The following is a 14,747-nucleotide window of genomic DNA, read 5'->3' on the forward strand; positions in this document are numbered from 1 at the left end:
CGTGGCCGAGATAGAGGCACGCCTGCTGACGCAGATCGATGCGGCCCGGATCGACGAAGAGACCGATCCCCCGCGGGCGGTTCTGTTGGCCGCGTGCAAGCTGGGGCGCGGCCAGTGCGTTCAGGTCCTGCGTTCGATGCTATCGGTGACATACGAAGACCGGGTGCTCTATTCCCGGGTGACGGTCGAGACCGCCGGCGGGGAACCGGCCACCTGCCTGGGCCTGTTCACAAAGATCGTCTGCACCCGTCCCTGACCCCTTGCCGCGCCGCGCCCGCCCGGCTAGGCAAGGCGGAAACTGGCGGGAGGGCAGCATGGCCGACGATCTTTTCAATTCCTTCATGACCGGCCCGAACGACAAGGGCAGGTTCGGCGATTTCGGCGGGCGGTTCGTGTCGGAAACGCTGATGCCGCTGATCCTGGAGCTTGAGGCGCAATACGAGCACGCCAAGACCGATCAGAGTTTCTGGGACGAGATGAACCATCTCTGGACCCATTACGTTGGCCGTCCCTCGCCGCTTTATTTTGCCGAACGCCTGACCGAGCGGCTGGGCGGGGCCAAGATCTATCTCAAGCGTGACGAGTTGAACCATACCGGCGCCCACAAGATCAACAATGTGCTAGGCCAGCTCTTGCTGGCGCGGCGGATGGGCAAGACCCGGATCATCGCCGAAACCGGCGCCGGACAGCACGGGGTGGCCACTGCCACGGTCTGTGCCAAGTTCGGGTTGAAATGCGTGGTCTACATGGGGGCGCATGACGTCGAACGCCAAAAGCCCAACGTCTTTCGGATGCGGCTTCTGGGGGCGGAGGTGGTTCCGGTCACCTCGGGTCGCGGCACGCTAAAGGATGCGATGAACGACGCGCTGCGCGACTGGGTGACCAATGTCCGCGATACCTTCTACTGCATCGGCACGGTGGCCGGGCCGCATCCTTACCCCGCGATGGTGCGCGATTTCCAGGCGATCATCGGCAAGGAGACCAAGGAACAGATGCTGGCGGCCGAGGGCCGGTTGCCCGACACGCTGGTCGCCGCGATCGGCGGAGGGTCGAACGCGATGGGGCTGTTTTACCCGTTTCTCGACGACAAGGACGTGCGGATTATCGGGGTGGAGGCCGGCGGACGCGGCGTGAACGAGAAAATGGAACATTGCGCCTCGTTGACCGGTGGGCGGCCTGGCGTGCTGCACGGCAACCGGACCTACCTGTTGCAGGACGAGGACGGGCAGATCCTTGAGGGGCACTCGATTTCTGCGGGGCTGGATTACCCCGGTATCGGACCGGAACATGCGTGGCTGCATGACACGGGCCGGGCAGAATATGTCGCGATCACCGACGATGAGGCGCTTGGCGCATTCCAGTTGTCTTGCGAAACCGAGGGCATCATTCCCGCGCTGGAGCCCAGCCATGCGCTGGCCCATGTGGCCAAGATTGCGCCGGACCTGCCTGCCGATCACCTGATCTGCATGAATATGTGTGGCCGCGGCGACAAGGATATCTTTACCGTTGCCCGGCACCTGGGGCACGATATGAACGGCGCATGACCTCTTGACCGCATGGTCGGCTATCGGAAACGGTCGGCCAGTTTTTGCAGCGGCGTGCGGTTGTCGGTCGCGGTCTGGGGGGATGTCGGGGCCGGCGTCGGGGTCACGGCGGCGCTTGCGGATTTGCGCGGCGGTGCCATGCGCAGGGCCAGTTTGTTCAGAAAACCGGTAGTGTCCCGCTCTGCCAGTGCCACCGCCCCGTCGGAAATCCCGCGCATGAGGTCGTCCAGCCAGGCGCCATCGGCCTTGGCGAAATCACTCAGGACATAGGCGGCAACCTGGTCCTTGTGCCCCGGATGCCCGATGCCAAGCCGCACGCGACCATAGTCGGCGCCCAGATGCGAATGGATCGACCGCAGACCGTTATGGCCGGCATGTCCGCCCCCCTGTTTGACACGGCATTTGCCCGGCGCCAGATCCAGTTCGTCGTGAAAGACCACTACGTCGTCGGGGGTCAGCTTGAAGAATTGCACCGCCGCAGCCACCGCGTCGCCAGAGCGATTCATGTAGGTTTCGGGCTTGAGCAGAACGACTTTTTCCCGCCCAAGCCGTCCCTCGGCCACCTGTCCCTGGAACTTGGTCCGCCAAGGGCTAAACCCGTGATCCGCTGCGATCCGGTCCACAGCCATGAAACCGATATTGTGGCGGTTCCCGCCGTATTTTGCCCCGGGATTGCCCAGCCCGACGAAAAGACGCATTGGTGAAGTCCTCGCGCTTGCAGTTTGGGCCTTGATGCCCTGAACCGGCATGGAAAACCAGCCTTGCACGGCAAAAGCCAGGACATGCCGCCGTCGCGCGGGAACTTGGTTTTGATGCGGGGCCTGACACAGGAATGACGGCGATCATGGCTTGGCGTTTGACGCCGGGGTGCCTAGAAAGAACGGACCAACAAGCGGAGGAGGGGACGATGCGGCCGAAAGGTGGTCTTTTTGCTGGGGCGTTGGTCCTGTGCGGGGCGTTGCCTGTCTGGGCCCAGGATATCATGGTCTCTGACGCTTATGCGCGTGCCTCGACGATGATGTCGCAATCCGGCGCGGCCTTCATGGTGATCGGGAATGGGGGCTTACAAGACGACCGGTTGGTTCGGGCGGCCTCGGACGTGGCCGCCAAGGTGGAACTGCACACTCACGCCGAGGACGCCAATGGCGTGATGCGCATGATCGAGGTCGAGCAAGGTTTTGCCATTCCCGCGGGCGGACAGCATGTGCTGCGCCGTGGTGGCGATCACGTCATGTTCCTGGGTTTGACCCGGCCGCTGGCCCATGGCGACACCGTGTCGGTCACGCTGCATTTCGAAAAGGCGGGCGAGATGGTGATCGAGGTGCCTGTCGACCTGGAACGCGGCGCTGCGGGTGCGATGGGCGGCCAGATGAAAATGGGCGAGTGAGGCGTATAGCGGCTCATGCCCCCAGGAGTTCGGCGACCCAAGCCGGGACGATAGCCGAGGCGCGTCCATGTCTTGCCTCGGTGAAGTCCGACACTGTCTGCGAAGGTTCCAGGTTGAGTTCCAGCGTGTGGGCCCCCGCCCGCCGCGCATCCTGCACGAAGGCCGCGGCGGGATAGACGCTGCCCGAGGTGCCGATCGCCACGAACAACTCGGCTGCGCGGATCGCAGCCCAGATCTCTTCCATGTGATAGGGGAATTCACCGAACCAGACGATATCGGGCCGCGTGGCTTGTGCAGCGCAGGCCGGGCAGGGGGTATCGGCATGGAGCTCTGCCGGGGCGGACCAGCCATGGCCGCAGGCCGCACAACAGGCGCGGGTGAGTTGTCCATGCATGTGCAGGACGTTTCTGCTGCCGGCGCGTTCATGCAGGTCGTCGATATTCTGGGTGATGATGAGCACCTCGCCGGGGCGGGCGGCCTCTAGCCGGGCAAGGGCGGCATGGGCGGCATTGGGGATCGCCTCGGCGGCGTTGCGCCGCCGCGCGTTGTAAAACTCATGCACCAACGCCGGGTTGCGCGCGAAACCCTCGGGCGTGGCGACCTCGTCCAAGTCGTAGCGCGACCAGAGTCCGTCAATGTCGCGAAAGGTGCCCAGCCCGCTTTCGGCAGAGATACCCGCCCCGGTCAGAATCACGATCTTGGTCATCGCGCCCTCCTTCGTTATCAGTGTGGCGCAAAGGAGATACCCATGACTACCCGTATCCTGTTCGTCTGTCTTGGCAATATCTGTCGTTCCCCAACCGCCGAAGGCGTGTTCGCGGCGCTGGCCGCGCGGGCGGGTGCGGCGGTCGAGATCGACAGCGCGGGCACGGGCGGTTGGCATGTGGGCGATTCGCCCGATGCCCGCGCCCAGGCCGCCGCGATGGCGCGCGGTTACGACCTCGGCGGACTGCGCGCTCGCCAGGTCCTGCCCGAGGATTTCGAGCGCTTTGATCTCATCCTCGCGATGGACCGGTCCAACATGGCCGCGCTTGAACAGATGCGTCCCGCGGGCAATGCGACGCCCGTGCGGTTGTTTCTGGATTATGCCGACAGCACTTATGAAGAAGTGCCCGACCCGTATTACGATGGAGGATTCAACCTTGTCCTGGACTTGGTCGAACAAGCCGCGCGCGGAGTTTTGACCGAGATCGCGAAAGCGCCGACGGGGCGGTATACAAGCTGGGAATAGGCGGGGCAGGAACGTGCGCCCCGGCGCCGCGATGCCCGGCCGCTAGCCGCAATAGGCCTCTGCCGTGGCGCCAAAGCGTTGGTAGCGTTGCCAGAAATCCTCATCGCTGGGGCGGTCCGACTGGCGCACGACCTGGGCCTCGTGGGGTTCCGAAAAGAAACGGGTCGCGCGGCGCTGATCGCTTTTGGTCAATGTCAGGTCGGCGGCCTGCTGGATACAGGCGCACAGCCCGCGATTGACGCCGGGCCGGTCAGACCCCAGGCAGGCCCTTTCGATGGGGCCTGCGGCAAGGGGGGTCGCACACATGGCGAAAAACGCCGCGGTCAAAACGGGTTTCATCGATCTGCCTCATTCCTTGGCCGTGACGGTTTGCCCGTTCTGGCGGCCCGGTTATATTGATGCAGACCACTATGCCACGGTCGCGGCAAAATTCAAAGCTCTCTGCCCGGATCACGCGGTCTGGACAAGGTGCAGCGTGACCGCGGCAAAGAAAATCCCGCTGGCAACCAGTACGAACAGGTGCCAGATCGTGTTGTGATAGGGCAGGCCGCGCCAGAGATAAAAGGTCATGCCGACCGTATAAATCACACCGCCCGCGACGATCAGGCCCAGCACCACGGGGCTGAGCGTTGCAAACAGGCCCCAGCCCGCGACCAGCCCGGCCCAGCCCATCGCCGGGTAGAGCGCCAGGTTGACAACACGAAAGCGGTGCGGTGCTAGCACCCTCAGCCCCGTTCCCGCCAGTGCCGCCGCCCAAAGCCCGGTCACCAGCGCGGCGCCCTGTCCGCCCGACAGCACGGTAAAGGGCGTATAGGTGCCCGCGATTTTCCAGTAGATCGCCGAGTGGTCGAGCCTGCGAAAGATCGGCGTCCAGCCGGGATGCCGGACCATGTGATAAAGTGCTGAAAAGCCGATCATCGCGGCCAGTGCCACGGCATAGACCGAAATTCCGGCGAGTGCCGCGCCGCCGCCATGCAGGGCAACCCCCAGCGCGATCAGCACCGGCACACCGACTGCCACCCCGGCCAGGCCGGTCACATGGACGACGGCGTCACTCAACCGCTCGGCGCGGGTATAGGAGGGGTAGTCGGTGACCATGGCGTGATGATAGCGCGCCGCGTCGACGCGGCCAACTCACGACCAGATCAGGGACATGCGCGGGGCTTTTCTCGGGGCGGGCGATGGTGTAAATCCGTTTTGCCGACAGGGGCGTCCGGGCATCCGGGCTGAGAAGCACCCTTTGAACCTGAACCAGATCATGCTGGCGGAGGGAGTCGCGGACCCTTGGCCCCAAACGGGCGATGGCCGTCATTCCTGCCGCCTCGGAAGGAGCGATGAATGGCCGACTGGGGCAGCCACCTTTCCACCATGCGCAGCACTGCGCCGCTGGTGTTGAACATCACCAACTTCGTGGCCATGAATGTCATGGCAAATGTTCTTTTGGCCACGGGGGCATCCCCGGCGATGGCCCATGCAGAGGAAGAAATCGCCGAGATCACGGCGCTGTCGGATGCCTTGACGATCAATTTCGGTACTGCCGATGCGGGCTGGATGCGCGGGATATTCCGTGCCGTCGAAACCGCGCGCGGGCAAGGCATCCCATGGGTGCTCGATCCGGTGGCGGTTGGCGTCAGCACCCTGCGAAAGCAAACTGCGGCGCGATTGATCGAGATGGGGCCAGCGGTCATTCGCGGGAATGCCTCTGAAATCCTCGTGCTCGCCGGGCAGGGGGCGGGCGGCAAGGGGGTCGATGCCACCGATGGCGTGACCGAGGCCGCGGCGGCGGCCCGCGCGTTGGCGAGTCGGACGGGTGCCGTGGTGGCCGTGACCGGGGCGGTGGATTACGTCACCGACGGATGCCGGGCGTTCAGCGTGGCAAATGGTCATCCGTTGATGCCGCGCGTCACGGCCCTGGGTTGTTCGTTGACAGGTGTGGTCGGTGCGTTCCTGGTTGGCCAGCCCACGCTTGAGGCCGCGACGGCCGCGTTGGCCTGTTATGGGGTCGCGGGCGAGCGCGCGGGCAAGTGCGCCTCTGGGCCCGGCAGTTTCGCGGTGGACTTTCTCGATGCGCTGGCCGCGTTGACGCCGGACGAGCTGTCGCAGATGGCAAGGGTGACGCCGGCATGAACCTTTCGGTTTATTTCGTTACGCCGGACGGGGCTGACGATGCGCTGGTTCTGGCCGCGCTGAAAGGCGGGGCGACGGCGATCCAGTTGCGTGACAAGACGGCAACCGACGCCGAGATGATGGCTCAGGCGCGCCGGCTGATACCCCGGCTTGCCGAGGCGGGCGTGGCGTTAATCGTGAATGACCGGATCGAGGTCGCCCGTGCGGCTGGGGCGGCGGGGCTGCATATCGGGCAGGGCGACGGCGATCCGCGCGTGGCGCGCGCCGCGATCGGCCCCGACTTGCTATTGGGGCTTTCGGTCGAGCAGGCGGCGCATGTCGCGGCGATCCCCCATGGCATCGTTGACTACCTGGGCGTCGGCCCGGTTCGTGCAACCGCGACCAAGCCAGACCACGCCGCGCCCATCGGGTTGGACGGGCTTGCCCGCCTGGTTACCGCCGCCGCCCCGGTGCCGTGCGTTGCCATCGGCGGTGTTACCGCCGCCGATATCCCCGATATCAAGCGCAATGGCTGCGCCGGCATCGCGGTCGTTTCGGCCATTTCCGCCGCCGCCGATCCCCAGGCCGCCACCCGGTCCCTTGTCGATGCATGGAGGATAGCATGATCCCGACCATCCCCAACATCCTCGCGATAGCCGGTTCCGACCCCTCGGGCGGGGCCGGGATACAGGCCGATATAAAGGCGATCTCGGCCAATGGCGGCTACGCGATGGCCGCGATCACCGCGTTGACCGTGCAAAATACCCTTGGGGTGCGGGCGGCCAGCCTGATGAATCCAAGCTTTGTCGCCGAGCAGGTAGCCGCGGTTTTCGATGATATCCGCGTGGATGCGGTCAAGATCGGAATGCTGGGCGATGCAGCGATCGTCGAGGCCGTGGCGCAGGTGCTGGCCGGCCGCGATGTGCCGGTCGTTCTGGACCCGGTGATGGTGGCCAAGGGGGGCGATCGGCTGTTGGCCGGTGACGCCGTTGCCGCGCTGCGCGACAGGTTGGTGCCGCTGGCCACAGTCATCACCCCCAACCTGCCCGAGGCCGCCGACCTGCTGGGCTGTGCCGAGGCCACCACCCGCGATGACATGCGCACGCAGGCCCAGACGCTGCTGGCGCTGGGCTGCGGTGCGGTGCTGTTGAAAGGCGGGCACCTTGCGGAAGATGATAGCCCGGACCTTTTGCATGCGCCCGCGCGCAGCGAGTGGCTTGAGGGGCCACGCCTGCGCACGGTCAATACGCATGGCACGGGGTGTACGTTGTCGGCCACGCTCGCCACCCATCTGGCCCTGACCGGCGACCCTCTGGCGGCGGCCCTTGCGGCAAAGGCATACACCGCCGGCGCGATCGCCGGCGCGTCGGCGCTGACCGTGGGGCGCGGGCACGGACCGACTGATCATTTCTTTGCCTCGCGCAGGTGAGGGTGTTCCGGGACCGTTGCGTTTTCGCATCGCTTTTCGAAAAAGCGTCACTGTATACCCACATGTGGTAAATCATTATACTTCCAAAGGTTAAAAGTTGATGCTAACGTCCTGCTAATAATAATGAACTGAGGCAGGCTACAGGTATGAAAACGTGCTTTCGCGGCGCGTTCGTCATTTCCTGGGCACAGACGGAACTGGATGGGGTACGGGGCGCTGCGCCCGAGGCTTTGGCCGTTGGCGCGTCCTGGCGCTGGATCGGCGAGGCCGTTCGGGTGGACGGGCCCAAGGGTATCATGGTTCTGGACGGCGTCCGGGAAGAGGGCGATCTGCGCCGCCGCGCAGCACAATCGGTGCGTCGGCTGGTGGGCGCGGCACTGGATCGCGCGGTGTCGCCTCTTGCGCCGGCAGAGGACCAGATGCCGGACCGCGGGTTCGTGGTGACCGACGGTGTGACAAGCTTTACCGTGACCGAAATCGACACCGGACAGGGCGGCGCCCCGTTGCTTATGTTTGTCAATGACATGCCGCCGCCGAACTGCGACTTGTGGGTGGTGCGGCGGATTGCCGAAGGCCCGGTCACCAACCGCATCGGCGACATGGAACGCGGTGTGATCTGTTTCGTGCAAGGCACCCGGATCGCGACGCCACGTGGCGCGCTACCGGTCGAGGCTCTGCGTCCGGGGGACCGTGTCGATACACTGGATGACGGGCCCCAGGAAATTCTTTGGGTTGGTCGGCGAAGGATGACCGGTGCGCGGCTTTACGCCATGCCGCACCTGCGGCCGGTGCGCATCCGGGCTGGTGCATTGGCCAGCGGGCGGCCCGAGGACGATTTGCTGGTGTCGCCGCAACACCGCGTCTTGCTGCGCGGCAGAAAGGCAGAGCTGCTGTTCAATGCGTCCGAGGTTCTGATCGCGGCAGAAGATCTTTTGAACGACCGTTCGATCACCTACGATCACGGTCTGCGCGAGGTTACCTATATCCACCTGATGCTGGAACGGCACCAGGTTCTCTGGGCCAACGGGGTCGAAACCGAGAGCTTTCATCCCGCCAATACCGCGCTTGATGCGGTCCAGGAAGATCAGCGCAGGGCGTTGCTGGATCTCTTTCCGGCGATTGGCGATGATCCCCACAGCTATGGCGCCTTTGCCCGTCGAAGCCTGACGGGATCAGAGGCCGCGATCTTGGCCCACGAGGGCGGGCTGGGGCATTGACACCGCCGCGCGCATCCGTATAAGCACATCGTCCCCGGCCTTTGTGGTCGGGGTTTTCATTGGTGTTGGTGGCCCCCGCAAGGGGATGCCTGTCGGGATGACGCGCAAGCGGAATGCCAAAGGACAACGCCCTTCATGGCCGCGCGGCGCGCGGCGCCTAAAGAAGGAGATCAGCCGTGACCAAACGCACGTCTGCCAAGTACAAGATCGACCGCCGGATGGGTGAAAACATCTGGGGCCGCGCTAAATCCCCCGTCATTCGCCGTGAATACGGCCCCGGTCAGCATGGCCAGCGCCGCAAGGGCAAGATGTCCGATTTCGGCCTGCAACTGCGCGCCAAGCAAAAGCTGAAGGGTTATTACGGTGATCTGACCGAGAAACAGTTCCGCCGCATCTATGCCGAGGCCGAACGCGTCCGTGGCGATACCGGCGAAATCCTCATCGGCCTGCTGGAGCGGCGCCTTGATGCGGTCGTTTACCGTGCCAAGTTCGTACCGACGATCTTTGCCGCGCGCCAGTTCGTGAACCATGGTCATGTTACCGTGAACGGCAAGCGTGTGAACATCCCCTCTTACCGCGTGCAGGAAGGTGACGTGATCGAAGTGCGTGACCGATCCAAGCAGATGGCGGTCTTGCTGGAGGCCGTGCAACTGACTGAGCGTGACGTTCCCGATTACATCGAGGCCGATCATTCCAAGATGACCGCGAAATTCGTGCGTACGCCGGGCTTGGCCGATGTGCCTTACCCGGTGCACATGGAACCCAACCTCGTCATCGAATTCTACGCGCAGAACTAAGCCTGCGCCAAAGGCTGGGAATAGTGGCCCGTCCCGGCAAAGGGGCGGGCCTTTTTCATGCTCTGCAGGGGCTTTGGCCCCCCGTCGGTTATTTGCGCAACACTGCCCATCCCACAGGTTGCGGGCCTTTCGTTTCCCGCTGGCCTTGCTTGGGGGGCACGGCTAGGTATGCGGCGAAGGAGACGTTGATGGCCCGCATCATTCCCCAACCCGGAATCCTGGAAATCGCGCCCTATGTGGGTGGTCAGTCCAGGATCGAGGGCATGGCCGAGGTGGTGAAACTCTCGTCCAACGAGAACCCGTTCGGCCCCTCTGACAAGGCGCGCGCCGCCTTTGCGCGCACGGTTCACACGCTGCACCGTTATCCCTCGACCGACCATGCCGAATTGCGCGCCGCGATCGGCGAGGTTCATCGCGTGGACCCGGCCCGTGTGATTTGCGGTGTCGGTTCGGACGAGATCATTTCGTTCCTGTGCTATGCCTATGCGGGGCCGGGAACCGAGGTGATCCACACCGAGCACGGGTTTTCGATGTATCGCATCTCGGCGCTGGGTGCGGGCGCGACCCCGGTCGAGGTGCCGGAAAAGGCGCGCGTCGTCGATGTTGATGCGATTCTTTCCGCCTGTACCGACCGTACCCGGCTTGTATTCATCGCCAATCCTGGCAACCCGACCGGCACGATGGTTCCCATGCACGATATCGAGCGTCTTGCCGCGTCGCTTCCGGGCCAGGTGCTGCTGGTTCTGGACGGGGCCTATGCTGAATATGCCGAGGGTTTCGATGGCGGCGCACGCCTGGTAGAGTCGCGCGACAACGTTGTGATGACGCGCACTTTTTCCAAGCTTTACGGCTTGGGCGGGCTGCGTATCGGGTGGGGCTATGGCCCGGCGCCGGTGATCGATGTTCTCAATCGCATCCGCGGGCCGTTCAACCTCAGCCAGACCCAGCTTGAGACCGCCGAGGCCGCCGTGCGCGACACCGACTATGCAGAACGGTGCCGGTCGGAAAACGCGCGGCTGCGAGCCTGGATGGTCGAGGCGCTGAACAGGCTCGGCGTTGCGACCGATGCCTCTTTCGCCAATTTCGTGTTGGCCCGGTTTGCCGGGCAGGCGCAGGCAGAGGCGTGCGAGGCCTATCTTCAGACGCAGGGGCTGATCGTGCGCAAGGTCGCAGGTTACAAGCTGCCGCAGGCGCTGCGGATCACGGTGGGTGACGAACCGTCCTGCCGGCGGGTGGTTCATGCCATCGGCCAGTTCCTAGAGGGCGAGGAATGAGCTTGGTCTACAAGCGTGTCGCGTTGATCGGGATGGGGCTGATCGCAGGGTCCATGGCGCTGGCGATGCGCCGTGGCGGGTTGGCCGGTGAAATCGTCGGTACCGCACGCTCGGCAGAAACGCGCCGCATTGCCGCCGAGATCGGCCTGGTAGACCGGGTGGCCGAAACCGCTGCCGAGGCCGTGCGAGGCGCAGACCTGGTGGTTCTGGCCGTCCCGGTCGGAGCAATGGACCAGATTGCCGCCGAGATCGGGCCGCATCTTGAACCGGGCGTGACGGTGACCGATGTCGGCTCGGTCAAGCGCGCGGTGATCGAGGCCGTGGGCCCAAAGCTGCCCGCAGGTGTACATTTCATCCCCGGCCATCCCCTTGCCGGGACCGAGCATTCCGGCCCGCGCGCGGGCTTTGCCGAACTGTTCGACAACCGCTGGTGCCTTCTGGTGCCGGTCGAGGGCACTGACCCGGCTGCCACCGCCCGGCTGCGGACGCTTTGGGAAGGTATGGGCGCCCATGTCGAAGAAATGGATGCCGACCACCACGACCTCGTGCTGGCGGTGACCAGCCATGTGCCGCACCTGATCGCCTATACGATGGTGGGTGTGGCCGATGATCTGCGCCGGGTGACCGATAGCGAGGTGATCAAGTATTCCGCTGCGGGGTTTCGCGATTTCACACGCATCGCGGCCTCGGACCCCACGATGTGGCGCGATGTTTTCCTGACCAACAAGGAAGCAACGCTGGAAATCCTTGGCCGGTTCACCGAGGAACTCTTCGCCCTGCAACGGGCGATCCGCACCGGGCAGGGAGAACAGCTTTTCGACTATTTCACCCATACCCGCGCCATACGCCGCGGGATTATCGAGGCAGGTCAGGATACAGACGCGCCCGATTTCGGGCGCGGCAAGGCGCGGTCATGATCGCGCCGCTGGCATTCGCGCTGTTTTCTGCGATTGCCGTTGCGCCGGCTTTGGCATCCCTCGATCAAGAGGGGCCGCGGCCGGTGCCGCGCCCCTTGGCGGGGGCTTACGCGCGGGCCGAGATGTTGCCACGTGTTCCGCTTGCCCCTGTCCATTACAACGCCACGATCCGGCCCGCACCGCGTCCGGGATCGGGGCCAGGAACCGGAGCGGGGCTGATCCTGTTGGTGCCGGTGCATTACTCGGCGGCGATCCGGCCCGCCCCCCGGCCGCTGCGCCCGCCGTTGCCCGGCCGGGTGCTGGAAATTCAGACGGGTGCGGGGCTGGCGCGCTCGGCTCGACCGGTGGCGCGCCCGCATGTCATGTCGGCCACGCCCGTACCGACCCTGGTGCAAACCCGGCCTGCCATCATGGCGCATGGATCAAGCGGCACGATCTGCGGCGATCCCGCCATCCAGGGCGAGGCATTGCCGCCCATCGAGGGCCGGATAGCGGGCTGTGGTGTGGCCCGTCCGGTACGTGTCTCATCGGTGGACGGTGTCGTCCTGGCCCAGCCTGCCACGATGGAGTGCGACACCGCGCGCGCCCTGCGGGATTGGGTGAATGCGGGCGTCAAGCCAGTGATCGGTCGGCTTGGCGGCGGGGTCGCCTCGTTGCGGATCGTGGCCGGCTATGCCTGTCGGCCGCGTAACAACAAGCCCGGCGCCAAGCTGTCGGAACATGCCGCGGGGCGCGCGGTAGACGTCGCTGCGATCGATCTGCGCAATGGCGTATCGCTCAGCGTGCTGAACGGCTGGTCCGACCCGGTGCAGGGCAAGCTGTTGCGCCGGATGCACGCCTCGGCCTGCGGTCCGTTCGGCACCGTTCTGGGGCCGGATTCCGACGGCTATCACCGGGACCATTTCCATCTCGATACCGCGCGTTACCGCGCCGGACCCTATTGCCGCTAGGCATCGAGATGCCGGGCGCATGACGCGCCCTTTCACTTTGCGTGCCGTTGGAGTTTACAGCGGACGGCTGAAAAAGGACCAGACGGATGCGCGACGGGCTTTGGGTCTTTGGATACGGATCGCTGTTGTGGAATCCCGGCTTTCCGGTGGCGGATCGGCGGCTTGCGCGGCTTGACGGCTGGCACCGCAGTTTCTGCATGCGATCGATCCATCATCGAGGAACCGAGCAAGAGCCGGGGCTGGTGCTGGCGCTCGATGCAATGGCGGGGGCGGCGTGTCATGGGCTTGCACTGCGGGTCGCAGCGGGCAGCGAAAAGCCGACGATTGCCTATCTGCGCGAGCGCGAACTGGTTTCCTCGGCATATCTCGAAACCGAGCTTGAGGTAGAGGCCCAAGGCCTAGGCCCGCTATCCGTTCTGGCCTATGTCATCGACCCCGAACACGGACAGTATTGCGGTGGTCTGCCGCTCGAGGAACAGGCGCGTATCATCGCCCGTGCCCACGGCGGGATGGGGCCGAACGATGCCTATCTCTACAACACCGCCGCGCACCTGGCCGAGCTTGGCATCGCCGATCCCGACCTTGAATGGCTGGCCGCGCGGGTGCGCGCACTGTCACGGGATTGAATGTTGTCCGCCTGGTGGCCTTGGCCTAGTGTCACGACCAGGAACAAGCGCGTCAGGACCCGACCAATGGACATGACCGACCGCGAGGCCGCGCCGCAATTTTCCCAGCCCTTGCGCCAGGTGGTGCTGATGCTTCTGGCCGTGGCGCTGTTCGCGGCGGGGGCCTACATGGCCTATCCCCAGGTGGCGCCGGTCTTTCTCGCCAACCCTTATCTGAACGGCGTCATCGTCTTCGTTTTCGTGGTTGGGGTTGCGGCCTGCTTTCTTCAGGTGGTGCAACTCATCGCCTCGGTGCGCTGGATCGAGGAATTTACCGCCGATCTCGGGGGGCAGGCGCCTAGCCGCGCGCCGCGCCTGCTGGCCCCCCTAGCGGCCCTTTTACGCAAGCGCGGCAAACGGATGCAGATCGGCACCGCCTCGGCGCGGTCGATCCTGGACTCGGTTGCCACCCGTATCGAAGAGGCGCGCGATATCACGCGCTATATAACCAGCCTTTTGATTTTCTTGGGCCTTCTGGGCACCTTTTACGGGCTGGCCACAACGGTTCCGGCGGTGGTCGAAACCATCCGATCGCTTGCTCCGCAAGAGGGTGAGGGCGGGGTGCAGGTCTTTGGTCGGCTGATGAGCGGTCTGGAGGCGCAACTGGGCGGCATGGGGACCGCCTTTGCTTCGTCGCTATTGGGACTGGCAGGGTCGTTGGTGGTGGGGCTTCTGGAACTGTTTGCAGGCCACGGGCAGAACCGGTTTTACCAGGAGCTGGAGGAATGGTTGTCCTCGATCACCCGGCTCAGCTTTTCGACCGGAGAGGGCGAAGGCGAAGCCGGCGCCGAGGCGGGGCTTCTTGCGGCCACGCTGGACCAGTTGGCCGACCAGATGCAGGGTCTTCACGCATTGTTTTCCAAGTCTGACGCCGAACGTCATGCCCTTGCACAGCGCGTCGGCGCGCTGGCCGATGCTGTTGAAACACTTGGCGCGGCGATGGAGGCGCAACTTGGCGATTCCCATGCGATGACCGAGGCCCTGAGTCGGGTCGCACAGGGCCAGGAACGCGCGGCCATGGCGATCGAGGCGCGCATGGGTGACGAGGGCGCGTTGGCCGATGCCGAGGCGCGGATGCGCCTGCGATCGATCGACGTGCAACTCTTGCGCATCCTCGAGGAAATCTCTGCTGGGCGGCAGGAAACCGTGACCGATCTGCGCGGTGACCTGGTCGACCTGGGCCGAGTGTTGGCGCGACTGGCCCCGCCAGACGGGCGTGGGGTCTAACCC

The 14,747-nt window shown here is 64.8% G+C and carries 18 protein-coding genes and 1 riboswitch; of the genes, 14 read left to right on the plus strand and 4 right to left on the minus strand.

Features of this window, described 5'->3' with window-relative positions; translation table 11 throughout:
- Nucleotide 1 precedes the first annotated feature (1 nt).
- Together EV663_RS01515 and trpB are read left to right on the plus strand one after the other, a co-directional pair.
- On the plus strand, nucleotides 2–256 hold the full coding sequence (locus EV663_RS01515; protein WP_132949989.1) for a hypothetical protein: 255 nt from the start codon (nucleotides 2–4) through the stop codon (nucleotides 254–256).
- Nucleotides 257–314: 58 nt separating this feature from the next.
- Nucleotides 315–1,544 (plus strand): tryptophan synthase subunit beta, encoded by a 1,230-nt coding sequence (gene trpB, locus EV663_RS01520; protein ID WP_132949990.1) that lies wholly within the window; start codon nucleotides 315–317, stop codon nucleotides 1,542–1,544.
- 20 nt (nucleotides 1,545–1,564) lie between these two features.
- Here the strand turns inward: trpB and pth are convergent, their stop codons facing one another.
- Nucleotides 1,565–2,242 carry an aminoacyl-tRNA hydrolase gene (gene pth, locus EV663_RS01525; RefSeq protein WP_132949991.1) on the minus strand — a complete coding sequence of 226 codons (678 nt, stop codon included), beginning with the start codon at nucleotides 2,240–2,242 and terminating at the stop codon, nucleotides 1,565–1,567.
- 209 nt (nucleotides 2,243–2,451) lie between these two features.
- Between pth and EV663_RS01530 the strand changes: the two genes are divergently transcribed.
- Nucleotides 2,452–2,931 (plus strand): copper chaperone PCu(A)C, encoded by a 480-nt coding sequence (locus tag EV663_RS01530; protein WP_132949992.1) that lies wholly within the window; start codon nucleotides 2,452–2,454, stop codon nucleotides 2,929–2,931.
- Nucleotides 2,932–2,944: 13 nt separating this feature from the next.
- Here EV663_RS01530 and EV663_RS01535 read toward each other — a convergent pair whose 3' ends face one another.
- Nucleotides 2,945–3,637 (minus strand): NAD-dependent deacylase, encoded by a 693-nt coding sequence (locus tag EV663_RS01535; protein WP_132949993.1) that lies wholly within the window; start codon nucleotides 3,635–3,637, stop codon nucleotides 2,945–2,947.
- A gap of 42 nt (nucleotides 3,638–3,679) precedes the next feature.
- Here EV663_RS01535 and EV663_RS01540 point away from each other — a divergent pair, with 42 nt between their 5' ends.
- The gene (locus EV663_RS01540) at nucleotides 3,680–4,162 is read left to right on the plus strand and encodes a low molecular weight protein-tyrosine-phosphatase (RefSeq protein ID WP_132949994.1); all 483 of its coding nucleotides are present in this window, start codon (nucleotides 3,680–3,682) and stop codon (nucleotides 4,160–4,162) included.
- Between the two features lie 42 nt (nucleotides 4,163–4,204).
- Here EV663_RS01540 and EV663_RS01545 read toward each other — a convergent pair whose 3' ends face one another.
- Both EV663_RS01545 and trhA read right to left on the minus strand, forming a co-directional pair.
- Nucleotides 4,205–4,501, minus strand: coding sequence for a hypothetical protein (locus EV663_RS01545; protein WP_132949995.1), 297 nt, complete (start codon nucleotides 4,499–4,501; stop codon nucleotides 4,205–4,207).
- Nucleotides 4,502–4,612: 111 nt separating this feature from the next.
- Nucleotides 4,613–5,260, minus strand: a complete 648-nt coding sequence (trhA, locus tag EV663_RS01550; RefSeq protein WP_132949996.1) for a PAQR family membrane homeostasis protein TrhA — start codon at nucleotides 5,258–5,260, stop codon at nucleotides 4,613–4,615.
- A 97-nt stretch (nucleotides 5,261–5,357) separates the two neighbouring features.
- A riboswitch (TPP riboswitch) is annotated at nucleotides 5,358–5,452 on the plus strand.
- Nucleotides 5,453–5,500: 48 nt separating this feature from the next.
- Here trhA and thiM point away from each other — a divergent pair.
- The 10 genes from thiM to EV663_RS01600 all read left to right on the plus strand — a co-directional run bounded on the left by thiM (nucleotide 5,501) and on the right by EV663_RS01600 (nucleotide 14,744).
- On the plus strand, nucleotides 5,501–6,289 hold the full coding sequence (gene thiM / locus EV663_RS01555; RefSeq protein WP_132949997.1) for a hydroxyethylthiazole kinase: 789 nt from the start codon (nucleotides 5,501–5,503) through the stop codon (nucleotides 6,287–6,289).
- The gene (gene thiE / locus EV663_RS01560) at nucleotides 6,286–6,894 is read left to right on the plus strand and encodes a thiamine phosphate synthase (RefSeq protein ID WP_132949998.1); all 609 of its coding nucleotides are present in this window, start codon (nucleotides 6,286–6,288) and stop codon (nucleotides 6,892–6,894) included. The genes thiM and thiE overlap by 4 nt, the downstream gene beginning before the upstream one ends.
- The gene (gene thiD, locus EV663_RS01565; RefSeq protein WP_132949999.1) at nucleotides 6,891–7,697 is read left to right on the plus strand and encodes a bifunctional hydroxymethylpyrimidine kinase/phosphomethylpyrimidine kinase; all 807 of its coding nucleotides are present in this window, start codon (nucleotides 6,891–6,893) and stop codon (nucleotides 7,695–7,697) included. The genes thiE and thiD overlap by 4 nt, the downstream gene beginning before the upstream one ends.
- Nucleotides 7,698–7,843: 146 nt before the next feature.
- A complete protein-coding gene (locus tag EV663_RS01570) occupies nucleotides 7,844–8,914 on the plus strand; it encodes a Hint domain-containing protein (RefSeq protein WP_132950000.1) in 1,071 nt (356 codons plus the stop codon).
- Nucleotides 8,915–9,090: 176 nt separating this feature from the next.
- Nucleotides 9,091–9,711: a 30S ribosomal protein S4 gene (gene rpsD, locus EV663_RS01575; protein WP_132950001.1), complete on the plus strand. Its 621-nt coding sequence runs from the start codon at nucleotides 9,091–9,093 to the stop codon at nucleotides 9,709–9,711.
- A gap of 188 nt (nucleotides 9,712–9,899) precedes the next feature.
- Nucleotides 9,900–10,985 (plus strand): histidinol-phosphate transaminase, encoded by a 1,086-nt coding sequence (hisC, locus tag EV663_RS01580; protein WP_132950002.1) that lies wholly within the window; start codon nucleotides 9,900–9,902, stop codon nucleotides 10,983–10,985.
- Nucleotides 10,982–11,902, plus strand: a complete 921-nt coding sequence (locus EV663_RS01585; protein WP_132950003.1) for a prephenate/arogenate dehydrogenase family protein — start codon at nucleotides 10,982–10,984, stop codon at nucleotides 11,900–11,902. The genes hisC and EV663_RS01585 overlap by 4 nt, the downstream gene beginning before the upstream one ends.
- Nucleotides 11,899–12,852: an extensin-like domain-containing protein gene (locus EV663_RS15795; protein ID WP_243697846.1), complete on the plus strand. Its 954-nt coding sequence runs from the start codon at nucleotides 11,899–11,901 to the stop codon at nucleotides 12,850–12,852. The genes EV663_RS01585 and EV663_RS15795 overlap by 4 nt, the downstream gene beginning before the upstream one ends.
- Nucleotides 12,853–12,938: 86 nt before the next feature.
- Entirely contained in the window at nucleotides 12,939–13,478 is a 540-nt protein-coding gene (locus tag EV663_RS01595) for a gamma-glutamylcyclotransferase (protein ID WP_132950004.1), read from the plus strand.
- A gap of 66 nt (nucleotides 13,479–13,544) precedes the next feature.
- On the plus strand, nucleotides 13,545–14,744 hold the full coding sequence (locus EV663_RS01600; protein WP_132950005.1) for a biopolymer transporter ExbB: 1,200 nt from the start codon (nucleotides 13,545–13,547) through the stop codon (nucleotides 14,742–14,744).
- Nucleotides 14,745–14,747: the final 3 nt, after the last annotated feature.

The organism is Rhodovulum bhavnagarense (assembly GCF_004343505.1).
In the GTDB taxonomy this organism is placed as follows: domain Bacteria; phylum Pseudomonadota; class Alphaproteobacteria; order Rhodobacterales; family Rhodobacteraceae; genus Rhodovulum; species Rhodovulum bhavnagarense.